Source organism: Paenibacillus sp. FSL E2-0177, assembly GCF_037992975.1.
Classification (GTDB): domain Bacteria; phylum Bacillota; class Bacilli; order Paenibacillales; family Paenibacillaceae; genus Paenibacillus_AQ; species Paenibacillus_AQ odorifer.
Genome location: NZ_CP150307.1, coordinates 6,581,607 through 6,603,311, shown reverse-complemented (window position 1 = coordinate 6,603,311; position 21,705 = coordinate 6,581,607). Strand labels below are relative to the sequence as shown.

General features: G+C 43.7%; 16 protein-coding genes. 12 read left to right on the top strand and 4 right to left on the bottom strand.

Annotated features, from left to right (window positions below; genetic code table 11):
- The first annotated feature begins 200 nt into the window (after nucleotides 1–200).
- The 3 genes from MHI25_RS29380 to MHI25_RS29370 all read left to right on the top strand — a co-directional run bounded on the left by MHI25_RS29380 (nucleotide 201) and on the right by MHI25_RS29370 (nucleotide 4,907).
- Nucleotides 201–1,007 carry an ABC transporter ATP-binding protein gene (locus MHI25_RS29380; protein ID WP_036682032.1) on the top strand — a complete coding sequence of 269 codons (807 nt, stop codon included), beginning with the start codon at nucleotides 201–203 and terminating at the stop codon, nucleotides 1,005–1,007.
- A complete protein-coding gene (locus MHI25_RS29375) occupies nucleotides 1,000–2,658 on the top strand; it encodes a hypothetical protein (RefSeq protein ID WP_340394716.1) in 1,659 nt (552 codons plus the stop codon). Before MHI25_RS29380 ends, MHI25_RS29375 begins: the two co-directional genes overlap by 8 nt.
- Nucleotides 2,659–2,891: 233 nt before the next feature.
- Nucleotides 2,892–4,907 carry an EAL domain-containing protein gene (locus MHI25_RS29370; RefSeq protein ID WP_038573706.1) on the top strand — a complete coding sequence of 672 codons (2,016 nt, stop codon included), beginning with the start codon at nucleotides 2,892–2,894 and terminating at the stop codon, nucleotides 4,905–4,907.
- Nucleotides 4,908–4,984: 77 nt separating this feature from the next.
- Here MHI25_RS29370 and MHI25_RS29365 read toward each other — a convergent pair whose 3' ends face one another.
- Nucleotides 4,985–6,682 (bottom strand): methyl-accepting chemotaxis protein, encoded by a 1,698-nt coding sequence (locus tag MHI25_RS29365; RefSeq protein WP_076303575.1) that lies wholly within the window; start codon nucleotides 6,680–6,682, stop codon nucleotides 4,985–4,987.
- Nucleotides 6,683–6,925: 243 nt separating this feature from the next.
- Here MHI25_RS29365 and MHI25_RS29360 point away from each other — a divergent pair, with 243 nt between their 5' ends.
- Nucleotides 6,926–7,357, top strand: a complete 432-nt coding sequence (locus MHI25_RS29360) for a MarR family transcriptional regulator (RefSeq protein WP_081383619.1) — start codon at nucleotides 6,926–6,928, stop codon at nucleotides 7,355–7,357.
- Nucleotides 7,358–7,469: 112 nt separating this feature from the next.
- On the opposite strand, the gene MHI25_RS29355 is transcribed toward MHI25_RS29360, so the two are convergent.
- Nucleotides 7,470–9,335: an LTA synthase family protein gene (locus MHI25_RS29355; RefSeq protein WP_076124004.1), complete on the bottom strand. Its 1,866-nt coding sequence runs from the start codon at nucleotides 9,333–9,335 to the stop codon at nucleotides 7,470–7,472.
- Between the two features lie 282 nt (nucleotides 9,336–9,617).
- Here MHI25_RS29355 and MHI25_RS29350 point away from each other — a divergent pair, with 282 nt between their 5' ends.
- Both MHI25_RS29350 and MHI25_RS29345 read left to right on the top strand, forming a co-directional pair.
- Complete coding sequence (locus MHI25_RS29350; protein WP_340394715.1) at nucleotides 9,618–11,930, top strand: helicase C-terminal domain-containing protein; 2,313 nt, start codon at nucleotides 9,618–9,620, stop codon at nucleotides 11,928–11,930.
- Nucleotides 11,931–11,983: 53 nt separating this feature from the next.
- Complete coding sequence (locus tag MHI25_RS29345; RefSeq protein WP_076182005.1) at nucleotides 11,984–12,952, top strand: Gfo/Idh/MocA family oxidoreductase; 969 nt, start codon at nucleotides 11,984–11,986, stop codon at nucleotides 12,950–12,952.
- Nucleotides 12,953–13,028: 76 nt separating this feature from the next.
- On the opposite strand, the gene MHI25_RS29340 is transcribed toward MHI25_RS29345, so the two are convergent.
- Together MHI25_RS29340 and MHI25_RS29335 are read right to left on the bottom strand one after the other, a co-directional pair.
- A complete protein-coding gene (locus MHI25_RS29340) occupies nucleotides 13,029–13,712 on the bottom strand; it encodes a CidB/LrgB family autolysis modulator (protein ID WP_076123999.1) in 684 nt (227 codons plus the stop codon).
- On the bottom strand, nucleotides 13,706–14,080 hold the full coding sequence (locus tag MHI25_RS29335; protein ID WP_340393038.1) for a CidA/LrgA family holin-like protein: 375 nt from the start codon (nucleotides 14,078–14,080) through the stop codon (nucleotides 13,706–13,708). The genes MHI25_RS29340 and MHI25_RS29335 overlap by 7 nt, the downstream gene beginning before the upstream one ends.
- 111 nt (nucleotides 14,081–14,191) lie before the next feature.
- Between MHI25_RS29335 and MHI25_RS29330 the strand changes: the two genes are divergently transcribed.
- The 6 genes from MHI25_RS29330 to MHI25_RS29305 all read left to right on the top strand — a co-directional run bounded on the left by MHI25_RS29330 (nucleotide 14,192) and on the right by MHI25_RS29305 (nucleotide 21,504).
- Nucleotides 14,192–15,121 carry a LysR family transcriptional regulator gene (locus MHI25_RS29330; protein WP_340011539.1) on the top strand — a complete coding sequence of 310 codons (930 nt, stop codon included), beginning with the start codon at nucleotides 14,192–14,194 and terminating at the stop codon, nucleotides 15,119–15,121.
- A 114-nt stretch (nucleotides 15,122–15,235) separates the two neighbouring features.
- Nucleotides 15,236–15,505 carry an aspartyl-phosphate phosphatase Spo0E family protein gene (locus MHI25_RS29325; RefSeq protein WP_076099698.1) on the top strand — a complete coding sequence of 90 codons (270 nt, stop codon included), beginning with the start codon at nucleotides 15,236–15,238 and terminating at the stop codon, nucleotides 15,503–15,505.
- Nucleotides 15,506–15,669: 164 nt separating this feature from the next.
- Nucleotides 15,670–17,067 carry a DNA-binding protein gene (locus MHI25_RS29320; RefSeq protein WP_076105042.1) on the top strand — a complete coding sequence of 466 codons (1,398 nt, stop codon included), beginning with the start codon at nucleotides 15,670–15,672 and terminating at the stop codon, nucleotides 17,065–17,067.
- Nucleotides 17,068–17,337: 270 nt separating this feature from the next.
- A complete protein-coding gene (locus MHI25_RS29315) occupies nucleotides 17,338–17,859 on the top strand; it encodes a MarR family transcriptional regulator (protein ID WP_081383179.1) in 522 nt (173 codons plus the stop codon).
- Complete coding sequence (locus tag MHI25_RS29310) at nucleotides 17,852–19,612, top strand: ABC transporter ATP-binding protein (RefSeq protein ID WP_076123992.1); 1,761 nt, start codon at nucleotides 17,852–17,854, stop codon at nucleotides 19,610–19,612. Before MHI25_RS29315 ends, MHI25_RS29310 begins: the two co-directional genes overlap by 8 nt.
- The gene (locus MHI25_RS29305; RefSeq protein ID WP_076123991.1) at nucleotides 19,609–21,504 is read left to right on the top strand and encodes an ABC transporter ATP-binding protein; all 1,896 of its coding nucleotides are present in this window, start codon (nucleotides 19,609–19,611) and stop codon (nucleotides 21,502–21,504) included. The genes MHI25_RS29310 and MHI25_RS29305 overlap by 4 nt, the downstream gene beginning before the upstream one ends.
- The last annotated feature ends 201 nt before the right edge of the window (nucleotides 21,505–21,705 follow it).

The following is a 21,705-nucleotide window of genomic DNA, read 5'->3' as shown; positions in this document are numbered from 1 at the left end:
GCCATTTCGTGGCATCGGTGGCGCTGCCTTTCGCTATAAATCTCTAGTGGGTGGCCTAATGGCCACTCTTTTTTTAACTAGACATAAGATTAGCAGACTAAATCATGGAAGAGGATTCTACTAAATGATACAATTATTGTAATTACATAAAGTAGTAATATTTCACATTATTGATTAGTTACTAGAAAGGGGACTGAGATATGGGTTTAGCTGACGATCCGGTCATAGCGATTTCAGGTTTATGGATGAACTATACAGACCGAATGGTGCTAAAGGGAATTGATCTTAAGGTATATAGAGGACAAATTATTGGTTATATCGGCCCTAACGGGGCAGGCAAGAGTACAACGGTGAAGATTATGCTCGGTCTGGTAGAAGGATATAACGGTAAAGTGGAGATTTTCGGTAAGGATATTGCCGATGGAGATGTTTCTTACAAGAAACGTATAGGTTATGTGCCGGAGGTAGCCGAATTATATGATAGCCTCACTGCAAGAGAGTATCTAACCTTTGTTGGCGAGCTGTATGGGTTAGGTCGTGCGGAGGCGGACTACAAGGCCAAAAAATTAACTACACTGTTAGGTTTGGAGAAGTCTTACGATATGCGGATTTCTTCGTTCTCAAAAGGGATGAAGCAAAAGGTGCTGCTTATCTCCAGCATGCTGCATGACCCTGATATTTTATTCCTGGATGAACCGCTGAGTGGTTTGGATGCTAATAGCGTGATGATAGTGAAGGAGATTTTTGCATCGCTGGCAGCAAGGGGGAAGACCATTTTTTACTCCTCACATATCATGGATGTGGTTGAGAAAATCAGCAGCCGGATCATTTTGATTGATGGCGGGGATATTGTGGCGGACGGAAGTTTTGCAGAGCTGAAGGAGAAAGGCCGCGAAGGGACGCTTGAAGATATTTTCAATCAATTAACCGGATTTGATAAATACCGTGATATCGCTGGTGAATTTGTTGCGGTCATGCAGGAGCAAGAGGTATCCTCTTATGACTGATTTCTTCGTGCTGAGGCTGTTGGATAAGCTGCGGGGTGCCTTTATAAGATTTGGAGTCGATTACGACACCATGCGGAGTATTTTACAGATCAAACTGACCATGGACGGAAGAAGAACGCCTACAGCGCTTGCAGGTATGCAGAAAAAGGAGAACGCTAAAGAAGGTTCACCCTTGCGATTACAGTGGATTTATTTACTATTTGGTTTAATATTAATTCCGCTAACGCTATCCAACGATCACTATATGCTGCAAATGAGCTTAACCTTTGGGATCATTATGTTTTTTGTCTCCACAACCCTGATCTCTGACTTTTCTTCAGTAATGCTTGATTTACGTGATAAAAATATTCTTTTTTCCAAACCCGTCAACCGTACCACCTTAAATATGGCCAAAACCATCCACGTACTTCTCTACTTAGGGACAGTTACATTGTCGATCACTGGTCCATCTTTGGTATTCAGCCTATTTAAGCAGGGGATCGCTTTTTTTCTGATGTATGCGGTGACAATTGTCTTGTTAGACTGTTTTATCCTCGTAATAACTGCACTGCTCTACCTGATGATCATGCGTTTTTTTGATGGGGAGAAGCTCAAGGATATTATAAATTATACGCAAATCCTTTTGACGATCGGAATAATGGTGGGCTATCAATTCATCTCCCGGTTGTTCAACCTCACTGAGCTTGGCGCTGCTTATCATCCTGCTTGGTGGCAGTACTTTATTTTTCCGGTTTGGTTCGCGGCTCCGTTTGAACTGTTGCTTGGTGGAGCGAGAGAACCCTATTACTTCATTCTTTCAATGCTGGCTTTGATAACCCCACTTGTACTGATCGCAGCCTATATTAAGCTGATGCCACAGTTTGAACGGAATTTGCAAAAGCTGGCGGAGCAAGGCTCCGGTGGAAAAGACAAGGGCCAGATCGCAGAGTGGCTCTCGCGCAGAGTATGCAAGGAACCGGCAGAGGGGATTTTCTTTCGGGTTACTTGGTCCATGATGAAGAATGAGCGCGATTTTAAGCTGAAGGTCTATCCTGCACTTGGCTTTTCTATCGCATTCCCGTTTATTTTTATATTTGGTATATTGCAGAATAGTTATGATGGTTCCCTTAAAGGTTCAAAAGTGTACTTGTTAATCTATTTCTGCACGATGTTAATGCAGACTGTAATACAGATGTTACGCTACTCTACAAGTTATAAAGGAGCTTGGATTTATAGGCTGATTCCTTTACCCGATAGCACGCCTATTTACCGTGGGATGCTTAAGGCGGCACTGCTACGGCTAGTCTTGCCTTTATTTGCTGTAGATGCGGTATTGTTCATTCTGTTGTTCGGTGTGCACATTGTACCTGATTTAGTAGTGGTATTATTCGCCATGCTGATTTTCTCAGTCATCTGCTTTCGTGTTTATCCCCGGAGCTTACCTTTTTCAGAGCGTTATGAGGCAGCCAAACAAAAGGATTACACTGGAGTCGCCTTCATGCTTATGTTTTTGCTGATGGGGATGGCGGGTGTTCATTATGTCTTCACTTTATTTACCGGAGGAATTTACATCTATCTGTTAGTTCTGGTAGTTTTGAATCAATGGTTATGGCGAAAGACCTTCCCCAAAACCCCATCAACCACAGGTCACATATCCAACTTTTCGGGGTGAGTGAATGCGTCAAATATGGACATTTTTTGCCGACATAAAAAAAGGGTATAAATTCCAGTATTTTCTTAGACAATCGGCTGAATACAAGGTAGAATACATCTAAAGTTGCTTTTCAGGGATAACCTATAATCTTTACGCACTCTTCCATTTATCTGATATTCGTGTACTGATTTTTTACTTGAGAAATACGCTGCAGCGATTACGGTATTCAAAACCGGTGAAGAGGTTAACTAATGGATAAAATGGGAATCCACTATAACGTTTGGATTGTTTTACTATCATTTGCGCTAGCGGCGACTGCAGCTTATTCCGCGCTGAATCTGATCTCGCAAGTCCCTCGTTCGTTTGGGAAAGTTCGTCGCTTATGGTTAATATCGGGGGCATGTGTACTCGGCAGTGGCATATGGTCGATACATTATGTAGGGATTATGGCGAGCCGTTTTCCTTTTAGCGTGAATTATTATCCAGGCAGGGCTGTATTATCGTTATTGGTTGGTGTGTTGTGCTGCTATTCGGCATTCCGGATTACGTTTGTGCCACGTTTAAGAAAAAGTTGTTTAATAGTTAGTGGTGTTCTTCTAGGCAGCGGAATTTCGGCTATGCATTATATCGGAATGTCCTCCATGAAGATCGCAGCGGAGATTCATTATGAGATATGGACTCAGACATGTGCTGTAATCCTCGTTATGCTCTCGTCTTTTATCGGATTATTTCTATTTCACAAGTTTAAAGACTATGTGGGTTTTAACCGCTGGAAGTTATACTCTGCTCTCTTTATCGGATTTTCGGTGACTGGATTGCATTATACGAGTGTAAGGGCGACTCATTTTGAATATAACGGTCTACTAGGCAATACAACTTTTTTTATGGAGACTGATGTTATTCTTTTAATGGGAGTGTCCTTGGTAACGCTATTTATGCTTGCGATTTCTGGTGGTGCTGTATTTCTGGACCGGCATGTGCTGGAACGGATGGCTTATTATGATCCACTAACTGATCTTCCGAACAGGCATGGCCTGGTACGTTATTTTAAAGATGAATTTTTCGGGAGTAGATCTGGCGCCGTATTTTTTGTGGATCTGGATCGGTTTAAGTCGATTAATGATACGCTTGGACATGATATAGGCGACTTGTTACTGCGAGAGGTCGCTATAAGATTAAGACGCTCTGTAGGAAGTAAGGGCAAGGTCTTTCGTTTGGGCGGAGATGAATTCCTGATCGCTCTTCCAGATTGTACTGTGGAGGATGCGCAAGAGGAAGCAGAGCACATTTTATATGAGCTTAAGAAATACTACAGCATTCAAGGTAATGAGCTATATGTTACTGCAAGCGTGGGGATCAGTATGACCCCTATGCATGGAACTGACCGCTCAGCGTTAATGAAGGCAGCCGATACAGCTCTTTATACCTCTAAGGATTCGGGTAAGAATAAATTCAGTGTGTTCGATCAGGAGATGAACCGCCATCAGCTGCGACGGATGTCGCTGGAGAAGGATCTTCGTAAAGCGCTGGCACGCTCCGAGTTTATGGTTGTGTACCAGCCAAAATGGGATTCGTATATGAACGTTACCGTGGGTCTTGAAGCACTGCTGCGTTGGCGGCACCCTGAACATGGGATAATCTCCCCGGCTGAATTCATTCCCATTGCAGAGGAAACGGGACTGATTGTCCCGATTACCTATTGGATGCTGCATGATGTATGCAGCCAGAACATGCTTTGGCATAAGGAAGAGATAGCAAATGTCGCAGTCTCTATTAATATGTCAGCACGGATGTTTGAGGGCGGGGGCTTATACGATGTTGTAGAAGAAGCACTCACACGTTCAGGTCTAGAGCCGCATTTCCTTGAACTGGAGATTACAGAGTCCATTGCGATGAATAACATGGAAGAGACGGTTGCGCAGCTCTCCAGACTTCGGGCACTTGGGGTAAGGGTATCACTGGATGACTTTGGGACAGGCTTTTCATCCCTTGGTAATTTAGATGAGATTCCAGTTAACACACTCAAGATTGATCAAGTGTTTATTCGTAAGAGCAAGATGCATTCCAAGAAAGCCATTATCAGTAATATCATTGCGATTGCCACCAATCTTAATATGGAGGTCGTGGCGGAAGGTGTGGAGACACCAGAGCAGATTGAGCTGCTGCAATCCTTAGGCTGCAGAGTGATGCAGGGTTATTATTATGGGCGGCCAATGCCGGTGCATGAGCTGGGCCAGTGGTTTATAGCGAATACAGCAGTATCGTAGCAGATGATCTCAATACATAGAATAAGGGGCTAGCGTCTAAGCAGAATATCTCTGCTTGAATGCTAGCCCCTTTGTTATTAAGAAACCTTAAATCGTTCAATCAGAATTTGCAGCTTCTCAGCTAGGGAGGACAGGAAAGCTGCTGCAGACTCAACTTCCTCCATTGCGGCAAGCTGTTCTTCTGAGGAAGCGGATAATGTCTCTGCACTGCTGGCCGTCTGATTAGCGACATTTACGATATTCTGAAGGGTTGTAACGAGACGGTCGGAGATCAGCGAAAGCTGGCGAACCGTTCCTGAGATCTGCTGGCTTTGTGAGGCCATTCCCGAGACAGACATTTCAATCTCCGAGAAGGACTGGCCTGCCGTGGCAATCATTTCTCTGCCGTGCTCCATCTCTTCTGTAGAGCGTTTCATAGTTTCTCCTGCCTGATCCATCTGGTTTACGATGATGTTGACCAGTTGGCCAATTTGCGCAGCGGAATGGGCTGAGCGCTCAGCAAGCTTACGTACGGAATGGGCAACGACCGCAAACCCTCTTCCCTCTTCTCCAGCTCTTGCGGCTTCAATCGCTGCATTCAGGGACAGGAGATTGGTTTCTTCTGCGATGCTGGCAATAGTACCCACGATATTTTCAATTTCTTTGGAATAACCACCCAAGGTTTCAATAATGAGTGCTAGGTCGGTAATACTGTCACTTACGACTCTCATCTGCTGTGTGGTGGAATCCATTGCCTCACGGCCTGTACGCGCTTTATTAGCGTTGCTGACCGCATTATTCATTGCGTTATCTGCATTGCCTGCAATCTCTGTGATGAAACGAGACAGGTCTTGTACAGACTTATATTCACCCTCCATATTCTGCAGCTGTGAATTCGCGGTATCGGCAAGTTCAATCGTAACATTGACGCTATATTCACCGGCCCGGTTGGTTTCCTGCGCACTGGCGGAGAGCTCTTCGGAAGAGGAGGCTACCTGCATGGAGGTCTCATTGACCTCGGTAATAAGTAAGCGCAGGCTTTGGGTCATGTCATTGAAATTACGGGCTAATGTACCAATCTCATCCTTGCTGTTGAATAAAATAGGATTATGAGTAAGGTCGCCCTGTGCAACAAGGTTGACCCCTTTGGACAGCTTCGTTAACGGACTAATCATTCGGCGGATTAACAGATAAGCTGCCACAATAGCTATAACCAGAATGGAAGCACCGATAATAAAAGGCTGAACAATGATATCTTGAGTTCGGTCTTGAATTATGGAGCCATCGAAATTAATAGCCATCAGCGCAACTATAGGTTTAGATGGATCATGATCCTGATAGATGGGGCCGTAACCTGTCTTAAGTGAGGTACCTTCGTATGTATAAACCTTGGAGTAGGAGGAATGCTTGGACTCAGTGATATGTTGCTTAACTTCAGCTGGGAAATAAAAAGTATCGCCTGCTTTATAACCTCTAGCCTGGAAGCTTGAATCTGCGGCAAGTACTTTTCCGTCTAAGGATAAGATGAATGCCTCTTTAAAAATAGCTTTATGTGCTACAATCCAACCGATTCGATCCTCTACAGCCTCCAGTTTACTTTGATCGCCTGCCAACAATGCGGAAATGTCTGCTGGGTCAATCAGGCCGGTTGTAATATTAGCGCATCCTACCAATTCGATACCTGCGGCTTCGTCTACTTGCTTATAAGCTGTACGGTATCCGAAAAACCCGATGGATGATCCTACAAGAAGTAAGACGACGAACATCATCCAAGTTAATTTAGTTGCTAATTTCATTCTTCGCACCAACCTTGACAAATTATGTTCTCAGTGATAATAGCTCTCACCTCTACGATTATATCGTATTGATATGCTTATAACCTTACATGGAATATAGTATTTCTGTGTCGGAAATTGGAGAATGGTGGAAGTTTGCGCTTTCCATCATGCTTTCAATGGTTTAGTAGACAAAACCATTGAATCATAACCAGTTCTAATGGTACGCTTGAGTTATTAAAAACGGATTGGGGTTGAACAAATATGCCACATCAAATAGATCCGTTAATAGATCGTCTAGGACTATCCATGTGGAGAGTACAGCGTAAGATTATGTCTCAAATGTCTTTGCACAAAGAACTCGGACTTACGGTGCCACAGATGGGTCTGTTAAATATGATAGCGAAAGAAAAGAAGTCGCGGGTGGTACAGCTGGCAGAATGTATGGAGGTCAAATCCAGTGCGGTGACGGTGATGCTGGACCGTTTGGAGGTGCTGGGTTATATCAAACGTGAGCCGGATGGGAAGGATCGGAGAGCGGTTGTAGTGACGATCACCGAAAAAGGTCAGCAGGTGCTCGAAGAAGGACATTTCCGGTCGAAAGAACTGCTGGCGGAGCATTTATCCATACTGAAGCCCGAAGAACTACGCAACTTTGCAGAGTATTACCGTATGATCGAGGACCAGGAGCGTTAGTCAGCTAAGCTTCGGAATGGATATCTTTATAAAAACAGCAGAGCAGCGGTTCTCCTTATTGGAGAATCGCTGCTCTGCTGTTTTTGTTCGTTGGCTGCCTACGCCCTGTAATTTATTGTTTAGGTTGTTTGTCAGGCAACTGAGTGATATAGCTGTGGGAAAGCTGTAAAAGCCTCAAGGCACGGTTATATTCGTCTTCAGTGGCACTCGGCGTTGTTCCATTGTTATAAATAGAGTACTGAGTGTTGTCTTCAAAGCTGTTACCAGGAATAAGCAATCCTGAGCTGGCAATGAATGAACCAGAAGGTAAATAATATCGTTCTGGCAGCAAATTATAAGTCTGACTGAGTAGATCTTGACCAAAATATACGTTATTCTCTAATGAAATCCCAAGCAGACTGGCTGCGGTTGGCATGATATCTACTTCCCCGCCTACTTCGTCAATGGTCTGCGATGCTACGCCAGCACCTGCATGAATAAGCAGAGGGATGTTCATCATATCCGCATAACTGTATTCATGACCATAGATTTCAGTCATCAATTCTTTATCATCATGATCGAGGGAATAAATCGGCAATCCCATATGATCTCCATAAATCATGATTACACTATTGTCCCAGACACCATTTGCTTTTAGCTCTTCTACAAAATGTCCAAAAGCATCATCCGCATAGTTCTGGGAACGGATATAGTCACCAACAAAAGTACCTTCATAACGCTCCGGCAGCTTCATGCGGTATTTTTCTTCCGGAATAGTAAAAGGGTGATGCGCTGACATTGAAATGACTTGAGCGTAAAAAGGCTGCTCCTGTTGGTCCATTTCTTTTAGTTTATCGGCTGTCTTACTGTAGAGCGTATCATCAGAAGCTCCAAAGAAGAAGACATCATCTTCACCAAAAAATTTGCGGTCATAATAATGATCGAAGCCGAGGGAGTCATACAGCTCGCCGCGGTTCCAGAATTCTACGACATTGGTGTGGAAGGTTGCTGTCTGATATCCATTTTCTTTAAGCACGCGTGGCAGACTTGGAAGTACCTTATCCACATAAGACATCGTTGCCGCTCCACGTGGAGGGATGTAGAAGGAAGTGTTAACTACGAACTCTGCATCCGACGTATTCCCTTGGCCAACCATTTGATAGAAATTAGGGAAGTAAAGACTGTCCTTCATTACCTTGTTCAGGTTCGGTGTAATTTCTTGACCGTCTAATTTAAGTCCCAGCAAGAAATTCTGGAAAGATTCCATTTGAAGAATAATAAGGTTCTTGCCTTTAGCGATGCCTTGAAGTGGAGAACTAGCCGCAGTATTAATCCCCTTCAATTTGTTGATGGCATCCTGTGTAATGTCACTTGAATCGACTAGCTCAGGCTCTTCTTTAGCGAAGATCGTATAAGCTTCATAATTAAGAATTCCCATTTCTTGAGCTTTCTTAATTTCGTTCATACTGGCCTTATTAGGCAAGATGTTGAACAAACATAAAGCAAGTGAGACTGCAAACAGAACACTATACTTAAGTTTTCCGCCACGGCGGTGGTTGATATTCTCTTTCTTATAGACCCGGCCTTTTTTATTAAAGAAGAAGTAGACGCCAAGAATAATGATGTCTGTAAAAATCAGCAGGTAGTATGGATCCATTAGTGAGAATACGCTGTTGCTGACGGCGGTGACTTGATTCACCTGCTCCGCTGCATGGTAAGTCACAATAACACCGTAATATTTAAAATACATAATGGCTGCGAAGAAAATGGCTGTCACTAATAAATTTACGGTCATGTAATATCCGAGCTTGCGCTTGGAACCAAAACGTTCAATGATACAGAAGAGCGCCCAAGCAAAGGGGATTTCAGTTAATAATGATTTCCAGGGCAATATATCGTCAAAGATTACGCCCCATGCCAAGAAAGCTTTTAGAATAAAAATTATTGTGAAAAACACAAAAGGTTTAACGATCCACTGTTTAAAGTTAAAGGATGACACAGCTTCGCCTTCTTTCTACATGATAAAACGCCATTTCCCGGCTAGGAAGAAACAGCGCCCAGACAAAATAATTCCATAGTAATTAAATTTATTATGCAGGGCTGGCTATAGAATGTCAAAAATCGAGAACCTAAGTATAAGCTTAGTGAAGCGCGTAAAGTTGAACACAAAGGGTTGAAGCTGACGCTCCTGCTCTCATGCAGGGTTATACAGCGAATTCAGGACTAAAATGGCAATTGGGAACAAAAAGGATATATGGATAATAAAAGGAGGTGATGCTGGATGAGCTCTACAGTAGCTTTATCAGTTAGAACTCTCGTTGAATATGTTTTTCGCAGCGGAAGCATTGAACCTGGCTTTCATGGAACGGGCGCTATGGTCGAAGGCACAAGAATTCATCAGAAGATCCAAAAGCAATATAAGGAAGGTGACCGCAAGGAGGTTTATTTGAAAACGGAGATTCCTTATAGAAGCCTGCTTTATGTTGTAGATGGGCGTTGTGATGGATTGCTTGTCTCGGAGGATGGGAGCTTTACGGTCGAAGAAATCAAATCAACCTCCGGACTGCTGGATTTACTGGATGAAGGACATGAGGTTCATTGGGCACAGGCGCTGATGTACGCATATATGGTGGCTCTGGAGCAAGAGCTTTCTTCTATTCAGGTTAAGCTTACCTATGTCCACCGGGCCACTGATGAGCAAAAAAGCTTGTACCGAACGTTGTCTTTTGAAGAACTGATTTCATTTGTGAATGACACAGTGGCTAGATATGCTCCATACGCTGAGATGATGGTTCGTCATGATGCTAAGAAGGAGCAGAGTCTTCGGGAGTTGAGCTTTCCGTTCTCCTCTTATCGAAAGGGACAACGTCATTTTGCAGGAGCTGTATACAAGTCCGTCGTGGAAAAGGTCAGTCTGTTCGCTCAAGCCCCCACAGGTATCGGGAAAACAATGTCGACGTTGTTCCCTGTCCTTAAAGCGATGGGCGAAGGACAAGCTAAAGGATTGTTCTATTTAACGGCAAAGACGGTTACCCGTTTTGCCGCGCAGGAAGCCATCTCGCTGTTGCTAACGCAGGGTCTTCAGCTGCATGTCATCACACTTACCGCTAAAGAGAAGGCCTGTTTTCGCGAAGAGGGGATATGTGGTAAGGATTCCTGTCCTTATACGGATGGTTATTATGACCGGATCAACGAGGCATTAATGGATCTGTTAGAGCATGAGACGCTGATGAGCAGAGACACCCTTGCACTGTATGCTCACAAACACAAAGTGTGCCCATTTGAGTTCTCGTTGGATGCAGCCTATGCCTGTGATGCTGTGATCTGCGATTACAATTATATATATGATCCTCGCATCAGTCTGAAACGGCTAACAGAGGAAAGAAAGAGAGAAACGGTACTTCTAGTAGATGAAGCACATAATCTGGTAGACCGGGGACGGGAGATGTTCTCCGCCTCTTTGCTGAAAGCCCCTTTCCTGGAAATCCAGCGCCAATATAAAGAAATGAACCGGAATTTGAGTACAGCCGCTAAATCGGTGAATGCTTTTTTCATCTCCCTTCGCAAAATTTGCAATGAAGAGGGGCAAGGGCAGTGGGACTCGTTCCCGGAGGAGCTGCCGGCTTTGCTTGAGATATTTTCTTTGGAGGCGGAACAGGAGCTTATTCACCCGAGCTCCAGTATTGTCTCACTGAATGGGGAAGGAGAAGGGGAAAATGTCCTCTTGGATACCTATTTTGCAGTTCAGGGCATGCTCCGCACCTTTAAGACCTATGATGAACGCTACATTACCTATGCGGAGGTTCGTAGAGGGGATGTCTATCTCAAGCTATTCAATTTGGATCCCTCGCATCTGCTACGGCAGATGTCCAAGAGCTTTCGCAGTCAGATCCTGTTCTCAGCTACACTTTCTCCATTATCTTACTACCGGGATATGATTGGTGCGGCGGAGGAAGATTACAGTTTAACCGTTTCTTCCCCTTTTCAGAAAGAGCAGTGGGAAGTAACCGTCTTACCTGTCTCCACACGTTATCATGACCGGGAAGCCTCCCTAGTTCCGTTGACTAAAGCACTGAGCCAAATGGTCTCTAAAAAGGGCAACTATCTGGTGTTTTTTCCTTCGTACCTCTATTTGCAAAACGTATATCAGGCCTTTACGGAGTATTACCCTGAAATCCGGACATTGATGCAGGATACTGGCATGAGCGAGCAAGCTAGAGAATGTTTTTTAGCCGCATTTAGTCCAGATAATGACGAGACGTTATTGGGATTTGCTGTACTTGGAGGGATTTTTTCAGAAGGTGTGGATCTGCCAGGGGATCGCCTCAATGGGGTTATGGTTGTTGGCGTTGGCCTGCCACAGCTTGGTCTTGAACGCAATCTGCTGCGTCAATATTTTAATGCCAGAGGAAAAAATGGCTTTGATTATGCCTATGTCTATCCGGGAATGTGTAAGGTACTCCAAGCCGGAGGCAGGTTGATTCGCAGCGAGACGGATACGGGCATTATCGTGTTGGCGGATGACCGTTTTTTGCAGAGTCCATATATGCATTTGCTTCCCGAAGAATGGAGAGATTATCTTATACGCTCATAAGAGGTTATAATCTACGAAAGGGTATTCATAATCAATCGGCAGGAGGAAATAATATGACAATAAAAGTGGGTATTGTGGGTACAGGTTGGTTCTCTAAGGTACATGCTGATTTGCTGGCAGGGATGGCTGATGTCCAGTTGCAGGCAGTCTGTGGAAGCAGTAAAGCCAAAGGCGAAGATATGGCACGTCCATATGGAGCTGCTGGATATGGTGATATTACAGAGATGTTGGATGCGGAGAAGCTTGATGCTGTTTATATCTGTGTGCCTCCACAATCTCATGGTGCGATTGAACGTTCATTAATCAAGAGGGATATTCCTTTTTTTATAGAGAAGCCGCTTAGTATGACTACTGAAATTCCTGCCAGCTTGCTGCAAGATATTAAAGAACATAATTTATTGACCTCGGTAGGCTACCATTTCCGCTATCAAGAGAATGTTAAAAGGCTCAAGGAAACATTACGTGGTGACAAGATCGGTATGGTCATGGGCCAGTGGATGGGCGGCATGCCGGGCGTAGCTTGGTGGCGTGATCAGGAGCAATCTGGAGGACAGTTCACCGAGCAGACCACTCATATCGTCGATTTGGTGCGTTATCTGGCAGGAGAGGTAAAAGAAGTATACGGCATGTTCGGAAATCGAATTATGCATGAGCAGCATGAAGGTGTGAGTGTAGCCGATGTAGGTACCGTATCTCTGAAGCTTGAGAATGGAATCATAGCTAATATTTCAAATACATGTGTCCTGCCTGATCCGGTAGGAAGTGTAGGTCTTAGTTTCTATAATGATCGGGGATTGCTGGACTGGAACCCGGATCGTCTCTTGGAAGTGCGAAGTGGCAATAGCACCGAATTTGAAAACACAGGAAATCCATATTTAGTGGAAAGTGAAGCTTTTCTGTATGCTGTACGGACAGGAGATCGTTCGCGTATTCTCAGTGACTATGAGGATGGATTCAAGACGCTTAAAGTAACTTGTGCGGCTTACGAGTCCGCACAAAGTGGACTTCCGGTTAAATTCTAAGTTCGGATTCTTAAAAAAAGGACATGCCGCCTTAGATGTGCTAAAGAGACATGTCCTTGGCTCAAGCTGGGTTAGCCTAGTGGAGGAATATTGCGAGTAAAGCTGGCGCCACACCTATGGATAACAGCGCGGACAGAATCATCGCAATACTGGAGATGGTTCCGGTCAGTGAACTAAGCTCGAAGGCCTTGGATGTTCCTGTACCATGCGCAGCGGTTCCCAGCGATACACCACGCGCGATTTCATTGTCAATGCGGAAGATGCGGAGTACTGTAGGGCCCATCATTGTACCGAGTATCCCGGTAATGATGACGAAGACTGCAGTAATACTCGGTACACCGCCGATACTTTGCGAGATGCTCATAGCGATCGGTGTAGTCACCGAACGTGGAACCAGACTGGCTGCCAGATCGCCGCTGACATGCAGCCATTTGGCGAGCAGAATGGAAGAGATCACCGCTGTTATCGTCCCTGACAGCACGCCTGCCGCAATTTCGGCGGCGTGCTTTTTGAGCACCTTGAAGTTTTTATGCAGAGGGATTGCAAAGGCCATAGTTGCCGGTTGCAGCAAATCCGTCAGCCATTTGCCTCCCGCATTGTAAGAATCATAAGTAATGCCTGTGATGAGTAAGAAGATAATCATAAGCACGGGTGTAATGATCAATGGAGAGGTGTACACTTTGCCACTAGAAGCATAAATGCGTTTCGCCAGTAGATATACAGCAACCGTAAGACCGAAGAATAATAGAGCGTTTAACATGATCCTTTCCGCTCCTTTGCTTTGTAAATTCTACTGGTAAGTAATCCGGAACTGGCCATTACAACAATCGTACCCAAAATGACCACCGCGAGGATTCGTAAACCATCAGTTTCCAGAATATTGGCGTATTTCATTACGCCGATAGCAGATGGAATAAAGAACAGCAAGAGCTCAGCCAGTAGCCAAGAAGCACCAACTTCAACCCAATTCAGATGAATGACACCAAACTCAAGCAGAAGAAACAATATAATCATTCCGAGTATGCTTCCGGGAATAGGGATATGCAAAAATGGGGTTACAGCATTGATTAGTAATGAGAATAGGGTGAGTCCCGCTACCTGCAGCAAGCCTATAATAATCTTTTTCATAAGGCTTCGCTCCTTTCATGATAATGAAAGTTTACATCAATTGTTTTCATAGGTAAAATGAATAGATTGAATAAATGACATTCCTTTTGTCTATGGATCGGAGGTTGGAAAATGGATATCCGACAATTAGAATATTTCGTCCAAGCAGCACGAATGAAAAGCTTTACTCGGGCTGCCGAATCCTTATATATTTCACAACCTACGATCAGTAAAATGATCCGGAATATGGAGATCGAGCTGGAGGCTGATTTGTTTTACCGTGAAGGGAAAAGTGTCCGGCTTACAGATGCGGGGGAAATTCTGTTCACCAAAGCGCAAAATATCGTGGAGTCGTTCGCCAGCTTGTCTTCTGAGCTGGATAGCTTACGAAATTTGGAGCAGGGCCACATCCGCATCGGTCTGCCTCCAATGGTAGGAGCGAGCTTTTTTCCTTCGGTGATTGGTCAATTTCATAAACGTTATCCGCAGGTTACTATTCGTCTGCATGAGGATGGCGCGAAAAAAGTGGAGGAAGATGTAGAAACGGGCTTGTTGGATATCGGAATGGTTGTGCTGCCTGTAAATACAGCCAAACTTCATTGCTTCACCTTTGTTGAAGAGAAGCTGAATCTTATTTTACCTGTTGGACATAGATTGGCCGAGGCAGACCTTGTTCCGTTAAGTGAACTAGCCGAAGAGGAGTTTGTGCTGTTCCGGGAGGATTTTACGCTGCATGATCGGATTATTACGGAATGTGTGAAGGCGGGATTTCAGCCTAAGGTTATCTATGAGAGCTCCCAATGGGACTTAATTAGCCGTATGGTGGCTGCCGGAATGGGAATCGCATTGCTGCCAGAAACCATTTGCCGGGATATGGATCGTTCACGATTGGTCGTTGTGCCTTTGACGGATCCGGTAATTCCGTGGCAGCTTGCTATGGCGTGGCGTAGAGACCGTTATTTATCTTTTGCGGCACGCGAATGGATTGCTTTTGCAAAGGGACTTTTGCGAGAACAGTATCCAAATGAGCTCCCTGACGAACTTGTGGAGGACTCTGAATAAGTAGTAATTCCGTTTTTGTTAGAAGCTCTACAATTTTTCTTTTTTTTGAAAATATGTTTTTTGGTATCATGACTTATGATAGGAGAAGATGTTGATAGAGAGAAGGAGAGAGATGTGACACAAAATCCAAATTCCTCCAAGAATAATCATAGAAAAGATTATAAAGAAGATGAGCTACTTGTAACTATAGAGAGTCTTAGATGTGAATTGCTGGAGGTTGCAGAGCAACGCAGTCTTAGTGACCGTGCTGTTCTAGAGCTCAGTGAGCGATTAGACAGCTATATTTTGCTGGCACAAAATAAGATGATGGAAAATTTGCGCAACCGGAAAGCCGGCATTACATCCTATAGTAGAAGTTCCAAAACCGCCATCACTGTTAGCTAAACTACCGACAACATAGAAATATAATACTATGAAGATGTTACTGATCTAGAGGAGCGTATTAGGCTCCTCTATTTGTCGTACAATCTATTTGTTGTACAATCCATAACTTTCACCTATAATGTCAATTAATAGAATCTTTTCAAGTCAAACTTTGGGGGTGCCGAGTGGAGGGAAAGTTAACAACTATACGCTCAGAAATTGAGAAAAATTTGTCCCGCTCCGGCCATAATCTCGCCTCATTTTCAAAAATTTGTGGCCTGAATCGAGGCAGCCTCAGTGCAATTCTGCATGGAAATCCGCCGAAGCCTATGTCCTTGGGACAAGTAGATGCAATTATAAAAGCCTTTGGTTTTCCAGAAGGTTGGTTATATCCTCTATATGTTGATGAATGCTTCAATGATGAGAAGGTCTCACGCCGTAGAGTGGAGCCCTTTTTGATTCGTTGTGCTGAATTGGGCAAACAGAATTGCATTGATGAAACTATAAGCAGATTATTAGAGTCTACCAAGCCGCTGGATATCATTTATTCTGTTGCTGATAAATTATTCAATAAAGGCAAAGTTCAGGAATCCATGTTTTTTTACAAGATTGTAGTAGAGAACGAGTCGGATAGTTATAGTGAACGTCTCGCGATCAGTCATTATCGTAATTTTAAATTTTTGCAAACACTTGATATGGAGGAGAAGCTACGCGCAGTCATTAGCTTTAGTCCTTTTAGGGGGCGCCTTCCGGAAAATTTGCAATTAGATGGTTTATTGATGCTGACACAGCTATGTTTCGCCCTTCGCAGATGGGAAGAAATGGAGATCTATGCTGATGAGTTGAGAGCTTTAGCCAATGCAGTTTACCGCCAAGAACTGCGGAGGAGCGGAGACAAACGAAGAGAAGAACTCTGTACGGAACGTCCGCTCGTTGTTTATTATGGACACGGATATTTGCTTAAAGCAATTTCGTTGACGAAGCAAGGTCAATATGAAGCGGCGAAGAAATATACCGCTGGTTATGCAGACTTAGGCTGGTTTGAGATGTTGGATGAAGTAGGCCAGCAAGCTGTAGAACAATTCCGATTATTTGCAGTTGGGAACAGTTTCACACTGGAAATGTTGGAGGGAAACGTAAAGGTTGTACCGGACTATGTAGCTTTTTTGGCTGAGCACCCCGGAGAAATATTGCCAGGACTCATTATTATTATGGAATCGGCTAATCATTACAGATTTTCTGTAGACGATGTGCTTAAACGTTTTGCACGGGAAATGTTACGATTTGAACAGTTTGAAGATCCCATTAATATTGACCGATTATATCGGTTGTACTATCAAATAGCCATGTATCTAATAAACAATGGACAATATATTACGGGTGTAGACTATATCATACAGTCTTTAGAGTTATCTATTAAGACTAATAATGGAATAGACTTCATTAAGTGCGTGACCTTGTTTGAGACCAATAGGGACTATGCAACTCTGAATCAACAGGAGAAATACAGAAAGCTGATAAGGGAGGTGAGAAAAGATGAAAAAATCACTATTGATGATGGCAGGCATTTTAGCATTGTTTAGCTTCATCATTATCGGCCCAGTTGGTTCCGGAAGTAACGGACCAATCACAACTTATGAGCACGGAGCAGGATTCTAAAGGTTATCCTTGGCAATATTCTATATACAGATACATATACGAATAACTACTCCCTTGCACTCGTGCTGGGGAGTTTTCTTTTTCGTAATAATTGATAGCGTATTCATAATTTGACAAAGCAATCTGGCGAAAATATAATTAGGTAGCCTAAATAATATAGAGTTTAATAATTAGTTGACCTAACTAAAATAGAGGTGAAGGAAATTGGGATAAACGGAGGAAATACAGAAAATACTGAAAATTCAGTCGCACACGGGCTTTTTGCGGCGATGAAACGCCTGCACAAAGCTCAATGGCAAAAGGGCGTTGAGGGCCACAAGCCAAGTGAGATGACTTTAATGATATGCATTGAAAAATGGAATCATTCTGATGAAGAGGGTCTCAAGGTGTCTGAAATCAGCCGACTACTTGGATTCACTCCTCCTACCATCACGCAGCTGATTAACAGTCTTGAAGCGAAACAGATGGTGGAAAGACGCGCGGATCCTTCGGATCGAAGAGTTGTACGCGTGAAATTAACGGAAAGTGGAAAAGAACTCACACGAAAAGCAGAACATTATCGTGATGTGATGCTAGATAAGCTTGTACAACACTTAGGCGAAAAAGACACTAAACAGCTCACAGAGCTATTGCTTAAGGTACATGAATACGTTGAGGATAATCCACCACCTGATTGGGATAGGCTACAAATGAACGGAGATGAGAAGCTTGATTAAATTATTTAAACAACTGAAGCCTTTTAGGGTAGCTATTGGTGCTGTATTAATCCTTGTATTTTTGCAGTCCATGGGCGATTTATACCTTCCTACTCTGATGTCCGACATCGTCGACAAAGGGATTGTTCAAGGAGATCGCGCTTATATTTGGAAAATAGGTAGTTTCATGCTCCTGGTTGCAGGTGGCGGTGCTTTATGTTCGGTAATTGCCAGTTACTTATCGGCAAAAGTGGCAGCCGGGTTTGGTAAACTCACCCGTGCACGAGTATTTAACCATGTAGAAAATTTTACGCTGCATGAATTCGATAAGCTGGGTACAGCTTCCTTGATTACACGTACAACAAATGATATTACACAAGTTCAAACGGTACTTACTATGATGTTGCGCATGATGATCGGAGCACCGATGATGATGATTGGTGGTATCATCATGGCAGTATCTGAAGATGCTAAATTATCATTGATTTTTGTAGTCGTTATTCCTGTACTTGTAGGGGCGATCTTCTTTATTGGGATGAAGGGTCTGCCACTGTTTAAAGCCATTCAGATTAAGCTTGATAAATTAAACCTGGTGCTGCGTGAGCATCTGACAGGTATTCGTGTTATTCGTTCTTTTAACCGGATTGATCATGAGAATAGACGTTTCACCGAAGCTAACCGTGATCTTACGGATACAGCTATCAAGGTCAATAAAATTATGGCCGGCCTGATGCCGCTGATGATGATTGTAATGAACTTTTCTATGATTGCTATTCTTTATTTTGGTGGAATACGAATTGGTGATGGCGACTTGCAAGTTGGGTCCCTGATGGCATTTATCCAATATGCAATGCAAATTATGTTCTCTCTGATTATGGTATCGATGATGTTCGTGTTAATTCCGCGTGCTTCAGCTTCAGCCGTGCGTATCAATGAGGTACTGGATATGCAGCCTGAATTTACAGATCCTACTGAGAGTGAACTGCATACAACAGCTCAAGCTACTAAAAAAGACGGACGCGATTCTTTGCGTGGTTTTGTTGAGTTTGAGAATGTATCTTTTTCCTATCCAGGGGCAGAACAGCCTGCACTTTCGAAAATTAGCTTTAGTGCTCGTCCGGGTGAAGTTACCGCAATTATCGGGGGTACCGGATCGGGTAAATCTACACTGCTTAGCCTGATTCCAAGATTCTATGATGTTAATGAAGGTGCTGTACGCGTAGACGGAGTGGATGTACGTGAGATGACACAGGAAGAGCTGCGGAGCAAAATCGGTTACATCCCACAAAAAGCAGTATTGTTCTCGGGTACGATTAATGAGAACATCCGCTACGGTAAAGAGGATGCTACGGATGAAGAAATCATTCATGCATCTAAGGTGGCTCAAGCCTACGATTTCGTATCCGCGATGAAGGATGGGTTTGACTCGGAAATTGCTCAGGGCGGGAATAACGTCTCAGGTGGTCAGAAACAGCGGTTGTCCATTGCTCGGGCGCTTGTGAGAAAACCTGAGGTTTATCTGTTTGACGATAGCTTCTCAGCTCTTGATTTCAAGACAGATGCCAAACTTCGCGCGGCTCTCAAATCTGAAACTACGGAATCCACCGTATTGATCGTAGCTCAACGGGTTAGCACCGTTATGGATGCGGACCGGATTATTGTAATTGATGAGGGTGAAATTGCTGGAATGGGCACTCACCGTGAACTGCTCGAGAGCAGTGATGTGTACCGCGAGATCGTATCCTCGCAGCTGTCAGAGGAGGAAATAGCATGAGTGAACAAAACAGAGAACATAAACCTGCAGCTCCCCGCGGCCATAAAGGCCCGGGTGGACCGGGTGGTCCTGGAATGAGGATGCCGGCAGAAAAAGCTAAAGATTTTAAAGGTACACTTCGTCGCCTAATCAAATACTTGCGCCCACGTATGGTTCAATTGATTATTGTATTAATTATGGCGATTGCCAGTACGGTGTTCAGTATCTTCAGTCCAAAAGTTATGGGTAAAGCTACAACCAAACTGTTCGAAGGTGCTTACGGCAAACTGATGGGTGTAGAAGGTGCCTCCATTGATTTTGGATATATTAATGATATTCTGATCCTGCTCGCGGGATTGTATCTGCTTAGTGCTTTGTTTAGTTACATTCAGCAATATGTAATGGCGGGTGTAGCGCAGAAGGTAGTTTATGACATGCGTGAGCAGATCAACAGCAAGCTGGAGCGTTTACCTTTAAAATATTTTGACTCCCGTACACACGGGGAAATTCTCAGCCGTGCTACGAATGACGTAGATAACATCAGTACTACGTTGCAGCAAAGTTTAACGCAGCTGATTACCTCAATCGTCACTATTATTGGTGTTATTGTGATGATGCTTACCATCAGCCCATGGCTGACGTTAATCACGATTACTACGTTGCCACTCAGCTTTATTGTGATTATGGCGATCTCTAAACGTTCGCAGACTTATTTTGTGAGACAGCAGAAATCGCTTGGCCAGTTGAATGGTCATGTAGAGGAAATGTATACGGGGCACCGGATTATTAAAGCTTTCGGCCGCGAACCGCAGTCGCTTAAAGATTTTGATGAAATAAATGATAAGCTTTATGATTCTGGCTGGCGGTCTCAATTTATGTCAGGTATGATTATGCCGCTTATGATGTTTATCGGTAACTTGGGTTATGTGCTTATCTGTGTTGTGGGTGGTATTTTTGTTACTAAAAAAATGATTGATGTCGGGGATATTCAAGCCTTCATTCAATATTCACGTCAGTTCACCCAGCCGATTGCACAAACGGCTAATATTGCTAACATTATTCAATCCACCATTGCTTCCGCAGAACGTGTATTTGAACTTCTGGATGAAGAAGAGGAAGTTAAGGAAGTTAATACTACACTTGTGAAGCTTGATGAAGGTGCTCCGGAAGGTTCCGTTGAGTTCCGTCATGTGAAATTCGGCTATAAAGAGGATGCTATTCTGATTGAGGACATGAATATTGAGGTTAGTCCAGGTCAGACTATAGCGATTGTCGGTCCTACTGGTGCTGGTAAAACCACTTTGATTAACCTGCTGATGCGCTTCTACGAGCTTAACGACGGGGAAATTATCATTGATGGCGTCAACATTACCGACATGAAACGGAGTGACCTACGTAGCAAGTTTGGTATGGTGCTTCAGGATACCTGGCTCTTTAACGGTACGATTCGTGACAACATTGCTTACGGTCGTGAAGGTGCATCTGAAGCTGATGTGGTGCGGGCTGCCAAAGCTGCGCATGCCGATCACTTTATCCGCACACTTCCGCTTGGCTACAATACGGTGTTAAATGAAGAAGCTTCTAATATTTCACAAGGACAGAAGCAGTTGATTACTATTGCTCGCGCTATTCTGGCCGATCCATCGATCCTTATTCTTGATGAAGCCACGAGCAGTGTCGATACACGGACTGAATTGTTGATTCAAAAAGCGATGAATGCGCTGATGCAAAACAGAACCAGCTTCGTTATTGCCCATCGTCTCTCGACGATTCGTGATGCGGATCTCATCCTTGTCATGAATCAAGGTAGTGTAATCGAGAAAGGCAACCACGAAGAACTGCTGGCCCAAGGCGGATTCTATGCGGATCTCTATAACAGTCAGTTCTCTGAAGGAGATTTGGACGTAGGCTAAATTGAAGTGAAGAAAAAAGTATAGATAACCCATAAACCCCTCTTTTCACATGTTGCTGATTTTTTATGTGAAGAGAGGGGTATTTTATATGTGATGATGTGTTTTAATTTTTCTGAAAAATAAAAAAAGTTTGATTAAAAATTAAAGCATATATATGATAGAATAAAAAATGACCCGCGGCTCATTTTTAAGGCTGCAAGG